The organism is Streptomyces murinus (assembly GCF_002154555.1).
GTDB classification, from domain to species: Bacteria; Actinomycetota; Actinomycetes; order Streptomycetales; family Streptomycetaceae; genus Streptomyces; species Streptomyces murinus.
This window is the reverse complement of the sequence record NZ_MUNF01000146.1, coordinates 1-13,371: the sequence shown is the minus strand read 5'-3', so window position 1 is coordinate 13,371 and position 13,371 is coordinate 1. Positions and strand designations below refer to the sequence as shown.

At 70.2% G+C, this 13,371-nt stretch carries 9 protein-coding genes and 3 tRNA genes; 7 read left to right on the top strand and 5 right to left on the bottom strand.

From position 1 onward, the window contains the following. The 4 genes from CCN72_RS11310 to CCN72_RS11295 form a co-directional block, all read left to right on the top strand. Positions 1-1,044 (top strand): deoxyguanosinetriphosphate triphosphohydrolase (locus tag CCN72_RS11310; RefSeq protein ID WP_086807401.1); only part of this gene is annotated, 1,044 nt, incomplete at its 5' end. Positions 1,045-1,148: 104 nt separating this feature from the next. Beyond that, positions 1,149-2,414, top strand: coding sequence for an NAD(P)/FAD-dependent oxidoreductase (locus CCN72_RS11305; RefSeq protein WP_086807400.1), 1,266 nt, complete (start codon positions 1,149-1,151; stop codon positions 2,412-2,414). Between the two features lie 47 nt (positions 2,415-2,461). Further along, positions 2,462-4,369 carry a DNA primase gene (gene dnaG, locus CCN72_RS11300; protein ID WP_086807399.1) on the top strand — a complete coding sequence of 636 codons (1,908 nt, stop codon included), beginning with the start codon at positions 2,462-2,464 and terminating at the stop codon, positions 4,367-4,369. 114 nt (positions 4,370-4,483) lie between these two features. Then, positions 4,484-5,599 carry an RNA polymerase sigma factor gene (locus tag CCN72_RS11295; RefSeq protein WP_086807398.1) on the top strand — a complete coding sequence of 372 codons (1,116 nt, stop codon included), beginning with the start codon at positions 4,484-4,486 and terminating at the stop codon, positions 5,597-5,599. Positions 5,600-5,677: 78 nt separating this feature from the next. Here CCN72_RS11295 and CCN72_RS11290 read toward each other — a convergent pair whose 3' ends face one another. The 4 genes from CCN72_RS11290 to CCN72_RS11275 all read right to left on the bottom strand — a co-directional run bounded on the left by CCN72_RS11290 (position 5,678) and on the right by CCN72_RS11275 (position 11,302). Further along, positions 5,678-7,606, bottom strand: a complete 1,929-nt coding sequence (locus CCN72_RS11290; protein ID WP_086807397.1) for an ABC transporter ATP-binding protein — start codon at positions 7,604-7,606, stop codon at positions 5,678-5,680. Beyond that, positions 7,606-9,339 carry an ABC transporter ATP-binding protein gene (locus tag CCN72_RS11285; protein ID WP_086807396.1) on the bottom strand — a complete coding sequence of 578 codons (1,734 nt, stop codon included), beginning with the start codon at positions 9,337-9,339 and terminating at the stop codon, positions 7,606-7,608. Before CCN72_RS11285 ends, CCN72_RS11290 begins: the two co-directional genes overlap by 1 nt. Positions 9,340-9,518: 179 nt before the next feature. Next, positions 9,519-10,967: a xylulokinase gene (locus tag CCN72_RS11280; protein WP_086807395.1), complete on the bottom strand. Its 1,449-nt coding sequence runs from the start codon at positions 10,965-10,967 to the stop codon at positions 9,519-9,521. Between the two features lie 29 nt (positions 10,968-10,996). Further along, the gene (locus tag CCN72_RS11275) at positions 10,997-11,302 is read right to left on the bottom strand and encodes a hypothetical protein (protein WP_086807394.1); all 306 of its coding nucleotides are present in this window, start codon (positions 11,300-11,302) and stop codon (positions 10,997-10,999) included. A 159-nt stretch (positions 11,303-11,461) separates the two neighbouring features. On the opposite strand from CCN72_RS11275, the gene CCN72_RS11270 reads away from it, so the two are divergent. From CCN72_RS11270 to CCN72_RS11260, 3 genes are all read left to right on the top strand, one after another. Beyond that, positions 11,462-11,534, top strand: a tRNA-Asn gene (locus CCN72_RS11270). Positions 11,535-11,540: 6 nt separating this feature from the next. Further along, positions 11,541-11,613 (top strand) — tRNA-Asn (locus tag CCN72_RS11265). A 176-nt stretch (positions 11,614-11,789) separates the two neighbouring features. Continuing rightward, positions 11,790-11,866 (top strand) — tRNA-Ile (locus CCN72_RS11260). A gap of 78 nt (positions 11,867-11,944) precedes the next feature. Here CCN72_RS11260 and CCN72_RS11255 read toward each other — a convergent pair. Continuing rightward, positions 11,945-12,571 carry a hypothetical protein gene (locus CCN72_RS11255; RefSeq protein WP_086807393.1) on the bottom strand — a complete coding sequence of 209 codons (627 nt, stop codon included), beginning with the start codon at positions 12,569-12,571 and terminating at the stop codon, positions 11,945-11,947. Positions 12,572-13,371 lie beyond the last annotated feature (800 nt).

The following is a 13,371-nucleotide window of genomic DNA, read 5'->3' as shown; positions in this document are numbered from 1 at the left end:
GCCCAGGTCGGCCGGGAACTGGGCGCGGCTCTCGGCTGCGACCCCGACCTCGTGGAGGCCGCCTGCCTCTCCCACGACCTGGGCCATCCGCCCTTCGGCCACAACGGCGAACAGGCGCTCAACGCGTTCGCGGACGACTGCGGCGGCTTCGAGGGCAACGCCCAGTCGCTGCGGCTGCTCACCCGCATCGAGCCCAAGCGGTTCACCGAGCAGGGCTCCGTCGGCCTCAACCTCACCCGCGCCGCGCTCGACGCCGCCACCAAGTACCCCTGGCCGCGCGGCGCCCACCCCAGCGACCCCGGGTCCGGGAAATTCGGTGTGTACGAGGACGACCGCCCGGTGTTCGACTGGGTCAGGGCCGGCGCCCCCGGCACCCGTACCTGCTTCGAGGCCCAGGTCATGGACTGGTCCGACGACGTGGCCTACTCGGTGCACGACGTCGAGGACGGCCTGCACGCCGGGCACATCGACCCCAACTGCCTGCACGCCGAGCCCGAACGGGGGGCCGTGTTCGAGGTGGCCATCGGCCGCTACGTCCCCGCCGGCACCGAACCGGCCGAGCTCGCGGACGCCCTCGACCGCCTCCAGGACGCCGAGTGGTGGCCGCACGGCTACGACGGCACCGCGGTCGCCCAGGCCCGCCTGAAGGACGCCACCAGTCAGCTCATCGGACGGTTCTGTCTGGCCGCCGAGAGCGCCACCCGCGCCGCCTACGGAACCGGCCGGCTCACCCGCTACGACGCGCGTCTGGTCGTACCCAGGGAGACCCGGATGGAGTGCGCGGTGCTCAAGGCGGTCGCCGACCGGTATGTGATGCAGCGCGCCGAGCAGGAGCGGCTGCGGGCCGATCAGCGGGTGATCGTGGCGGAGCTGGCCGAGGCGCTCACCGCCCGCGCGCCGGACGGCCTGGATCCACAGTTTCGGGCCCTGTTCGACGGGGCATCCGACGACCACGCGCGCAAGCGGGTGATCGTCGACCAGATCGCATCCCTCACCGACGCCTCCGCGCTCTCGCTGCACGCGAGACTGACCGGGCATATGTGAGAGGAACGTGCACCGGGTGGCCTGATCGGGTCACTCCCCCTTCCCGCGGCACGCCGTGTGCGGGACGCTCGCGGGTGGCGGCACCCTTACGAGGAGGCATACAAGTGGTCGACGCGGATCAGACATTCGTCATCGTCGGAGGCGGCTTCGCCGGCGCGAAGGCGGCGGAGACGCTCCGCGCGGAGGGCTTCACCGGCAGGGTGATACTGATCTGCGACGAACGCGACCACCCGTACGAGCGACCGCCGCTGTCCAAGGGCTTCCTGCTCGGCAAGGAGGAGCGCGACAGCGTCTTCGTGCACGAGCCCGCCTGGTACGCGCGCAACGACATCGAGCTGCACCTCGGTCAGAGCGTCGACCGCGTCGACCGCGGGGCCAAGACCGTGCGCTACGGCGACGACGGCACCCTTGTCCGGTACGACAAGCTGCTGCTGTGCACCGGCGCCGAACCGCGCCGCCTGGACATCCCCGGCACCGATCTCGCGGGCGTGCACCATCTGCGCCGGCTCGCGCACGCCGAGCGGCTCAAGGGCGTGCTGGCCTCCCTCGGCCGGGACAACGGGCATCTCGTGATCGCCGGCGCCGGCTGGATCGGCCTGGAGGTCGCGGCGGCGGCGCGCGAGTACGGCGCGGAGGTCACCGTGATCGAGCCGGAGCCGACCCCGCTGCACGGCGTGCTCGGACCCGAGCTGGGCAATGTCTTCGCCCAGCTGCACAGCGGGCACGGAGTGCGCTTCCAGTTCGGGCGGCGGCTCACCGAGATCATCGGCCAGGACGGCATGGTCCTCGCGGTGCGCACCGACGACGGCGAGGAGCACCCGGCGCACGACGTCCTCGCGGCGATCGGCGCGGTGCCGCGGGTCGCGCTCGCGGAGGCGGCGGGCCTGGAGATCGCCGACCGGGCGCACGGCGGCGGGATCGTGGTGGACGAGCGGCTGCGGACGTCCGACCCCGACATCTACGCCGCCGGTGACGTGGCCGCGTTCCCGCTGGAGCTGTTCGGCACCCGGATCCGGGTCGAGCACTGGGCCAACGCGCTCAACGGGGGACCGGCGGCGGCGCGCTCGATGCTCGGACAGGACACCGTGTACGACCGGGTGCCGTACTTCTTCACCGACCAGTACGACCTGGGGATGGAGTACAGCGGCTGGGCGCCGCCGGGGTCGTACGACCAGGTGGTCATCCGGGGCGACATGGGCAAGCGGGAGTTCATCGCGTTCTGGGTGCGCGAGCGGAGGGTGCTCGCGGGCATGAACGTGAATGTGTGGAACGTCACGGAACAGATCCAGCGGCTGATCCGGTCCCGGGCCCAGGTGGACTCGGACGCGCTGGCCGACCCGCATGTGCCCCTGGACCGCCTCGTCCCCTGAACCCCCGAAGCCCCGGAGCGCTCCTTCCGCCACCGTAGAATTCATCCGTGGCAGGACGGATCAACGACGAGGACGTGAAGGCGGTACGGGACGCGGTCCCGATCGACGCCGTGGTCTCCGAGTACCTCCAGCTGCGCAACGCGGGTGGCGGCAACCTCAAGGGACTGTGCCCGTTCCATGACGAGAAGTCGCCGTCCTTCCAGGTCAGCCCCAGTAAGGGACTCTTCCACTGCTTCGGGTGCCAGGAGGGCGGCGACACCATCACCTTCGTGATGAAGGTGGACCACCTCTCCTTCTCGGAGGCGGTGGAGCGGCTCGCCGCCCAGGCCGGGATCACGCTGCGGTACGAGGAGGGCGGGTACAACCCGGCCTCCCAGCGCGGCGAACGCATCCGGTTGGTCGAGGCGCACAAGATCGCCGCGCAGTGGTACGCCGAGCAGCTGGCGGACAGCGCGGAGGCGGAGACCGGCCGGGTCTTCCTCGCCGAGCGCGGCTTCGACCAGGGCGCGGCGGTGCACTTCGGCGTCGGCTACAGCCCCCAGGGCTGGGACCACCTCACCCGCTATCTGCGCGGCAAGGGCTTCAGCGACAAGGAACTGATCCTCTCCGGCCTCTCCCAGGAAGGCCGGCGCGGACCGATCGACCGCTTCCGGGGCCGGCTGATGTGGCCGATCCGGGACATCGGCGGCGAGGTCGTCGGCTTCGGCGCGCGCAAGCTGTACGAGTCCGACAACGGGCCCAAGTACCTCAACACCCCCGAGACCGCGATCTACAAGAAGTCGCAGGTCCTCTACGGCATCGACCTGGCCAAGAAGGAGATCGCGAAGTCCAGCCGGGCGGTCGTGGTCGAGGGCTACACCGATGTCATGGCCTGCCATCTGGCCGGGGTGAGGACGGCCATCGCGACCTGCGGTACGGCCTTCGGCGGCGAGCACATCAAGATCCTGCGCCGGCTGCTGATGGACAACGGCTCGGCCCGGGTGATCTTCACCTTCGACGGTGACGCGGCGGGCCAGAAGGCGGCGCTGCGGGCGTTCGAGGACGACCAGAAGTTCGCCGCCGAGACGTACATCGCGATCGCCCCTGACGGCATGGACCCGTGCGAGCTGCGGCTCGCCAAGGGCGACGAGGCGGTGGCCGACCTGGCCGAACCCCGCACCCCGCTCTTCGAGTTCGCGCTGCGGCAGGTCGTCAGCCGGTACGACCTGGACACCTCGGGGGGCCGCGCCGCCGCCCTGGACGAGGCCGCGCCGATCGTGGCCCGGATCAAGAACAGCGGCGCACAGCACGAGGTCGCGGTCGAACTGGCCGGGCTGCTCGGCATCCTGGACACGCAGTTCGTGGTGCGCAGGGTGGCCCAGCTGGCCCGCTGGGCGCGCGACCGGGGCGGCCGGGGCCCGGCACAGGACCGGCCGCGCGGCGGCGATCAGCAGTGGGCGGGGGCCCCGCGCACCGCCACCTCAGGACCCGCCCTCACACTGCGCAACCCGGTGTACGCCGCCGAACGCGAACTTCTCAAACTCGCCCTCCAGCGGCCCGAGTTGGTCTCACCCGCCTTCGACGCGTACGGGGTGGACGAGTTCACCGCCCCGCCCTACGCCGCCGTACGGCAGACCATCGCGGAGGCGGGCGGCGCGGAGTTCGGCGTGGCCGATCCCCAGGAGTACCTGGTCCGGGTCCGCGAGGCGGCGCCGGACGACGCCGCGCGCGCCATGGTCACCGAACTCGCCGTCGAACCGATCCTGCGCCGCACGGTCGACGAGACCTACGCCGGCACCGTCCTGGTCCAGATCCGCCGCCGCGCCGTCGAACGCCGCATCCGCGACATCGAGTTCCAGATGACCCGCCTCTCCTCCGGCGGCGACCCGGGCCAACTGGCCGCCGTCCAGAACGAGATGTGGATCCTCCAGCAGTACGACCAGTCCCTGCGCGAGCGGGGCGCGGCGGCGCTCTAGGGGCTTTTAGGGGCTCCTCGGGCGGCCGGGGTCAGCAGCGGGTCACGGATCGGACGCAAAAAGTCACCGCACACCCCTCGTGGCGGTGATGTGTCGTACTCCACACTGTGGGGGATGCCGAGTCCGGCGTACATCCTGGAGGTCGCCCTCGTGCAGACCCAGACCCTCACCCCTACCGCTCAGAGCACCGGTGCCGGCGTGGACGAGACGGACGCGGAGCCCGACGGCGCCGCGGCCGTGCCGCCGCAGGGGCGTGCCCCGCTGCATCCGGATGCGGGCGCCGAGGAGGCGCCGGCCGCGGCACGGACCGAGAGCGGCGGGCCGTCCGCCGATCTGTTCCGGCAGTACCTGCGCGAGATCGGCCGCATCCCGCTGCTCACCGCCGCCGAGGAGGTCGAGCTGGCCCGCCGGGTCGAGGCCGGGCTGTTCGCGGAGGAGAAACTGAGCAACACCCCCGACCTGGACGGCGAGTTGGCGCACGAGCTGGACCAACTGGTGGTCATGGGGAGACTGGCCAAGCGCCGGCTGATCGAGGCCAATCTGCGGCTCGTCGTCTCCGTCGCCAAGCGGTACATCGGGCGCGGGCTCACCATGCTCGACCTCGTGCAGGAGGGCAACCTCGGGCTGATCCGCGCCGTGGAGAAGTTCGACTACGCGCGCGGCTACAAGTTCTCCACGTACGCCACCTGGTGGATCCGCCAGGCCATGTCCCGCGCCCTCGCCGACCAGGCCCGCACCATCCGCGTCCCGGTCCATGTCGTGGAGCTGATCAACCGGGTCGTACGGGTGCAGCGCCGGATGCTCCAGGAGCGCGGGTACGAGCCGACGCCCGAGGAGGTCGCCGCCCATCTCGACCTTCCGCCCGAGCGGGTCGGCGAGGTGCTGCGGCTCGCCCAGGAGCCCATCTCGCTGCACGCCCCCGTCGGCGAGGAGGACGATGTGGCGCTCGGCGACCTCATCGAGGACGGCGACGCCGCGAGCCCCATGGAGTCCGCCGCGTTCCTGCTGCTCAAACAGCACCTGGAGGCCGTGCTGTCCACGCTGGGCGAGCGCGAGCGCAAGGTCGTACAGCTGCGCTACGGCCTCCTGGACGGCCGCCCCCGCACCCTGGAGGAGATCGGCCGCCTCTTCGGCGTCACCCGCGAACGGATACGGCAGATCGAGTCCAAGACGCTGAACAAGCTCAGGGACCACGCGTACGCCGACCAGTTGCGGGGCTACCTCGACTGAGGCCGGAGCAGGAAAAAGGGGCCGCCCGGAGAATTCCGGAGGCGGCCCCCTTTCCGTCCCGCCGGTCCCGCGGTCCCGCTAGTCCACCTCGGCGACCGCCTGCGCGAACTGCGCCTTGTACAGCCGGGCATACGCCCCGTCCGCCGCCAACAGCTCGGCGTGCGCGCCCTGTTCGACGATGGAGCCGTTCTCCATGACGAGGATCGTGTCCGCGTCCCGGATGGTCGACAACCGGTGCGCGATCACGAACGACGTACGCCCGGCGGCGAGTTTGGCCATGGCCTTCTGGATCAGCACCTCGGTCCGCGTGTCCACGGAACTCGTCGCCTCGTCCAGGACCAGGATCACCGGGTCGGACAGGAACGCCCGCGCGATGGTGATGAGCTGCTTCTCACCGGCGCTCACCCCCGTGCCCTCGTCGTCGATCACGGTGTCGTAGCCCTCGGGCAGCGTCCGGATGAACCGGTCGGCGTGCGCGGCCCGCGCGGCCTCCTCGATCTCGCCCCGGGTGACCTCCCGCGAGGCGCCGTACGCGATGTTCTCCGCGATGGTGCCGCCGAACAGCCAGGTGTCCTGGAGCACCATGCCGATCCCGGACCGCAGCTCGTCCCGGGTCATCTTCCGTACGTCCACCCCGTCCAGGGTGATCCGCCCGCCGGAGACGTCGTAGAACCGCATCAGCAGGTTGACCAGCGTGGTCTTGCCCGCGCCCGTGGGGCCGACGATGGCCACCGTATGGCCGGGCTCCACCGTGAGCGAGAGGTCCTCGATCAGCGGCCTCTCCGGGTCGTACCGGAAGGACACATGCTCAAGGCGCACCCGCCCGCGCAGTTCCGCGGGCCGCTCGCCCGGCACCGGGTCCGCCTCCTGCTCCTTCGCGTCCAGGAGTTCGAAGACCCGCTCCGCCGAGGCCACACCGGACTGCACCAGGTTCGCCATGGAGGCCACCTGCGTCAGCGGCATGGAGAACTGCCGCGAGTACTGGATGAACGCCTGCACATCACCGATGGACAGCGCGCCGGACGCGACCCGCAGGCCACCGACGACCGCCACCAGCACATAGTTCAGGTTCGACACGAACATCATCAGCGGCTGCATCACACCGCTGTTGAACTGCGCCTTGAACGCGGCCTCGTACAGTGCCTCGTTCTGCTCCGCGAACTGCTTCGCCGACTCCTCCTGCCGCCCGAACACCTTCACCAGCGTGTGCCCGGTGTACATCTCCTCCACATGGGCGTTGAGCTTGCCCGTGGAGCGCCACTGCTGCACGAAGTGCGGCTGCGAACGCTTGCCGACCCGGGTGGCGACGAAGAACGACAGCGGCACCGTGACCAGCGCGACCAGCGCGAGGATCCAGGAGACCCAGAACATCATCGCCAGCACACCGACGATGGTCAGCACCGAGTTGATCAGCTGGCCCATCGACTGCTGGAGCGTCTGCCCGATGTTGTCGATGTCATTGGTCGCCCGCGAGAGCACCTCGCCGCGCTGGCGCTTGTCGAAGTACGACAGCGGCAGCCGGGACAGCTTCGTCTGCACGGACTCGCGCAGCCGGTACATCGTGCGGTTCACCGACCGGTTGACCAGCCGCGTCGCCACGGCCATCAGCAGCCCGGCGACCGTGAAGGTGATGAGCGCGAGCAGCAGTACGTCGCCGACCGCGCCGAAGTCGATGCCCTTGCCCGGGGTGAAGTCGGTGCTCTGGAGCATGTCCGCGACGGCGCCCTTGCCGTGCGCCCGCATCTGCTCCAGCACCTGTGCCTTGGTGGCCCCGGCGGGCAGCTGCCGGCCGATGATGCCGGAGAAGACCAGGTCGGTGGCGCGGCCGAGGATCTTCGGGCCGATCACACTGAGGGCCACGCTGACCACCACGCAGACCAGCAGGCCGTACACGGTGAGCCGTTCGGGCTTGAACTGGGCGAGCAGTCGTTTGCCCGACCCCTTGAAGTCCATCGACCGCTGGTCGGGGCCGCCCCCGGCCATCATGCGTCCCATGGGCCCGGACATCAGGCGGCCTCCGCTTCCGTCAGCTGGGAGAGCACGATCTCCCGGTAGGTGTCGTTGCCCGCCATCAGCTCCTGGTGCCGGCCCGAGCCGACCACCCGGCCCTCGTCGAGGACGATGATCCGGTCGGCGTCCCGGATGGTCGCCACCCGCTGCGCGACGATGACGACGGTCGCCTCGGCGGTCTCCTGCGCCAGCGCGGCACGCAGGGCCGCGTCGGTGGCGTAGTCGAGCGCGGAGAAGGAGTCGTCGAACAGATAGATCTCCGGGTGCTGCACGAGCGTGCGGGCGATCGCGAGCCGCTGGCGCTGACCGCCCGACACATTGGTGCCGCCCTGGGCGATCGGCGCGTCCAGGGCGCCCTCCAGCTCGGAGACGAACTCCTTGGCCTGCGCCACCTCCAGCGCGTGCCACAGCTCCTCGTCGGTGGCGTCCGGGTTGCCGTAGCGCAGGTTGGTGGCGACGGTGCCCGCGAAGAGGTACGGCTTCTGCGGCACGAGTCCGACCGTCCGTGCCAGCAGCGCCGGGTCGACCTCGCGGACGTCCACGCCGTTCACCAGGACCTCGCCCTCGGTGGCGTCGAACAGCCGCGGGACCAGCCCGAGCAGCGTCGACTTGCCGCTGCCGGTGGACCCGATCACGGCCGTGGTCTCGCCGGGCCTGGCCTCCAGGGCGACGGAGCGCAGCACCGGCTCCTCGGCGCCCGGATAGCGGAAGCCGGCCTCGCGGATCTCCAGATGCCCGTGCCGGCGCAGCTCGGTGACCGGCGCGAGCGGCGGCAGCACGCTGGAGCCGGTGTCCATGACCTCCTGGACGCGCTCGGCGCACACCTCCGCGCGCGGCACCATCATGAACATGAAGGTGGCCATCATCACGGACATCACGATCTGCATCAGATAGGCGAGGAACGCCGTCAGGTCACCGATCTGCATCCCGCCGCTGTCGATGCGGTGCGCGCCGAACCACACCACCGCGATGGAGGACACGTTCACCACGGTCATCACCATCGGGAACATCAGCGACAGCAGCCGACCGGTGGCCAGCTGCATCTCGGTCAGCTCGCCGTTGACCCGGCCGAAGCGGGCCTGCTCGTACTCGTCGCGGACGAAGGCGCGGATCACCCGGTTGCCGGTGATCTGCTCGCGCAGCACCTGGTTCACCTTGTCCAGGCGGGTCTGCATGGTGCGGAACAGCGGGCGCAGCTTGCGCACGATCAGCGTCACACAGATGGCCAGCACCGGTACGACCGCGATCAGCACCCCGGACAGCGGCACGTCCAGGCCGAGTGCCAGCACGATGCCGCCGACGCACATGATGGGCGCCGAGACCATCAGCGTGAACGTCATCAGGACCAGCATCTGGATCTGCTGGACGTCGTTCGTGGTGCGGGTGATGAGCGAGGGCGCGCCGAAGTGACCCACCTCACGCGAGGAGAAGGACTGCACCCGGTCGAAGACGGCGGCACGCATGTCCCGGCCGAGCGCCGAGGCGGTGCGGGCACCCAGGTAGACGGCGCCGATGTTGCACACGACCTGCACCAGCGAGATGCCGATCATCAGGGCGCCGAAGGACAGGATGTATCCCGTGTCCCCCTTCACGACGCCGTTGTCGATGATGTGGGCGTTCAGGGTGGGCAGGTACAGGGTGGCGCAGGTCTGCAAGAACTGGAGCAGGACCTGCACGGTTATGGGTTTCTTGTAGGGCCTGAGATAGGTCCGTAGAAGTCGTATGAGCACGCTACGTCTCTCGGAGTGGGCGGCAGGGGCAGGACGGTGTGCCCTTGGCCCCTATCGTCGGACACTCCACCCGCGTTACCTCAACTGATTAACCCAACAGCGGATTTTTGTACGGCCTTCTGGGTGCCGGGTATTGCGGGATGTTTTGTGGCGTTCTGCCCTCATGGGTCGAGTGGGGCTCAGTGGAACGCGCCCGGGTGGGTCTGCTCGCGCACCGCCGTGAACTGCTGCCGTACGGCCTGCCCCGCGGCCAGCTCCTCGCCCGGCTCCAGGACCTGCGCCGCCGCGCCCTGCCAGGCCGGGGGAGTGCGCGGATCCAGGGTGCCCCCCGAGACCCCCAGCGCCCAGGCCGCCTGCCGGGCCGCGCCGATCGCCGTGTAGTCCGCGGGCTGCGGTACGACGACCTGCGCGCCGAACAGCGAGGGTGCCGCGGCCTGTACGGCGGGCAGCTCGGCGGCGGGGCCCAGCAGGAAGATCCGCCGTACCTCCACGCCACGGCCGCGCAGCACGTCCAGCGCGTCGGCGAGCCCGCACAGCATGCCCTCGAACGCGGCCCGCGCCAGGTGCTCCGGCTTCATCGACTCGCGCCGCAGCCCGGTCAGGGTGCCCGCGGCATGCGGCAGGTTCGGGGTGCGCTCGCCCTCCAGGTAGGGGAGCAGGACGAGGCCGTGCGCGCCCGGTGTGGACTTCATCGCCAGCTCGGACAGGCTCTCCAGATCGGGCAGCCCGAGGAGTTCGGCGGTGCCGCGCAGGGTGCGTACGGCGTTCTGGGTGGTGACGACCGGCAGGTGCATGCCGGTGGCGTCGGCGAGCGAGGTGATCATCCCGGACTGGTCGGCCAGCGCCTCGGGGTGCACGGCCATCACCGAGCCGGAGGCGCCGAGGGAGACCACCGCGTCCCCGAGCCCGATCCCGAGCCCGAACGCGGCCGCCATGGTCTCCCCGGTGCCGGCCGAGATCAGCAGCCCCTCCGGGGTCGTACCGGCCGCCTCGGAGGGACCGATCACCTCCGGCAGCATCGCCTGGTGGCCGAGCGCCAGCTCGACCAGGTCGGGGCGGTAGACACCGGTGGTCGCCGACCAGTACCCGGTGCCGGAGGCCCCGCCGCGGTCGGTGGTACGGCGCGCCGGGCGCCCCAGCAGCTGCCAGACCAGCCAGTCGTGGGCCTGGAGCAGGGCGGCGGTGCGCCGGGCGTTCTCCGGCTCGTTCTTGGCGAGCCAGCGCAGCTTGGTGACCGGCTGCGCGGCCCCCGGCACACAGCCGACGGCGTGCGCCCAGGCCTCCCGGGAGCCCAGGGCGTCCACGAGATCGGCGGCGGCGACCTGTGCGCGCCGGTCACCGCCGACCAGGGCCGGGCGCACCGTGTTGCCGTGGGCGTCCAGCGGGATCAGCGCGTGCTGCTGGGCGGAGACCCCGATGGCCTGGACACCCTCCAGCAGGCCGCCACCGGCCGCCTCCCCGAGGGAGAGCAGCCAGGCCTGGGGGTCGATGTCGCTCGGGCGGCCGCCCTCGGGGGGATCGACCGGATGGGGGGCGTACCCCTGCCTGAGTACGGCACCGGTGTCTGTGTCGCAGACCACGATGCGGGTGAAATCAGGTGAGCTGTCCAAACCGGCGACTATCCCCATGCGGAGAATATTGCCGCATGCGCGAGGGGCTAGGTGTTGCTGGTGCCCCAGTCGTCGCCCGCCGAGCCGCCCGCGGTGCGGTCACGCAGGGAGCGGACCCGCTCGGCGACGGAGGAGGGCACATGGTCGCCCACCTTGTCCGTGACCGTGTGCATGGCCCTGCCGGCGTACGCGCGTCCCTGCTGGGCGGCGGTCTCGGCGGTGTTGCGGACGGCCGGGTTCTGGGCGAACTGACGAGCGGACTTCTTCAGCTGCTCGTAGCGCTCGCGTCCGGCCCGTGTGCCGAGTACGTAACCGAGGGCCAGTCCGGCGATGAACGTGAGCCGGTAGCGCATGGCTGCCACCCTTCCCGTGTGTAGGTGTCTGGTGCGGCGCAGGATCCGGAGGGTACCGATTGGCGGAGCACCCCCCTGCTTGCGCTAATGTATGTGTCGCAGCGAGCAACCGCCCCCCGGCGAATACCCAGGGAGGCGCGTTCGATGCAATCGAGGCGATCCTCCGTAGCTCAATTGGCAGAGCAGCCGGCTGTTAACCGGCAGGTTACTGGTTCGAGTCCAGTCGGGGGAGCTTCGGTCCTCCGTAGCTCAATTGGCAGAGCAGCCGGCTGTTAACCGGCAGGTTACTGGTTCGAGTCCAGTCGGGGGAGCACGCTGAACGAGGGCCCCTCAGGGGTCCTTTTTCATGTCCGCGGGAACCGCTGAGCCTGCACGGATGTCCTCATCGTCGTGAGCAGAGCGGAAGCCGACCATCCGAAGCAGGAGATCGTATGAGCGGCTATGCTGCGGCAGACGGCGCGCACACTTGTACGCGACACGCCGCTATGGGGCGGTAGCTCAGCCGGTTAGAGCAGCGGACTCATAATCCGTCGGCCGTGGGTTCGAGTCCCACCCGCCCCACCACCACGCGTCACCGCAGGACCGTTTCTATCTGCGGAAGCGTGAGAACGGGGGCCGCCACTCGACCGGGGCGGGCCCCGTTCAGTCGTTCGGAGCAAGATCCGGGGGCGCGGGATCGCTGCAGGGGACTGGGGCCTTCCGAAGGGGGACAGGGTTGCCCCTCACGCCGCCTTCTGACGCCCTCTTCGATGCCCGGCGGGACGATCCGGTCGTGGCGGGCGGCAAGCCCGTCGGCAGTGCCCAGCCGTCCACGCCAGGAGACTCGGAGCGGGCGACCATGAACCGTGTGAGCGAGAAGGCCGCCCGCTGCTCCTCCGGGTACCGGTCGTTGAAGTTCTCGACGCGGACGAGTTCCAGCTCATGCGCGGTGCAGTGATCCCGCACCCACTTCACGGCCGCGTTGGCGGCGTCGTCCTTGCCTCGGCCGGCGAGGGTGATCATGCCGAGCAGATCGGTATCCGGTTGGGCCAGTGCGCCGACGGCCCAGGTGTCGCCCGATTGCCCGGCCCCGTGGGCGAAGCGGACCGCGGCGTCGTTCTGCCATGCCCTCGCCGGGATCGCCAGTGGCGTACGCGTCTGGAACGGCACGTCTTGGGGAACGACGGCCATGACCGACTCGGCCTCGGCGCGCATCATCTCGGGCAGCACATTGGTGTAGGTGTCGGAGGTGATCTGGCGGGAGGAGCGTCCCAGCTTCTCCTGGACCACCTTGATGTCGTGCCCTGCGAGCAGAGACAGGGGGGCGGCGAGGTGGCGTAGGCCGTGGAGGCGGACCGGTGGCAGGCCGGACAGCTCGACCAGGCGGGCGGAGCGCCGAGGTATCCGATCGGGGTGCAGCGCATCGGGCTCTCGGGTGCGCGGCTGCCGGTGGACCCGACGACGGGAAGGCCGGGTGGAGCACCTTGGCCTGCGCCATGAAGTGCACGTTGAACTCGCGTGCCCAGCGGCTGAGTTCTTCGCTCTCCGCGCCGGGGAGGCTGATGGTCAGGTGCGGGCGTAGGCGACGTGGTCGAGGTCGTGGATCTCGGTGATCTCCGGGATCAGGCCGACGGCGGTGTAGGGGTTGAGCGTCATGGTGGTGCCTCCTTGCGCGCGGGTAGCCCGGTGTTGCCCTCGGGTGTCACATGCAGCCGATCTGCGGGTGCAGGAGCGTCAAGCGTCGTCGCTTTGATCGACTTTGCGCAAGTTTGGGCGGCCCAAATCCTTTAACCAAGACCGCTCGCGTTAAAGGATCGCGGCTCAATGACACATAAAACACACCCTGATCCACGTGGATCGACTAAGCTCCTGGGCACACGGAAAGCCATAAGAGTCATCCGTCCGCCAGCGGCTGACTCGACCGGAGCCCCGCCCTCCACTGGCTCTGGTTCTCGTTGCCCAGCACCTGAAGACACCTCGACGCGCATAGCGGAGCCCTGCCCCGCATTCGCGGGGCAGGGCTCTTTGGTGCATGGCCCTTCAGCGGCCGGCGACCATGACGTCGAGACCGTCATGGTCGTCGGCTAGGC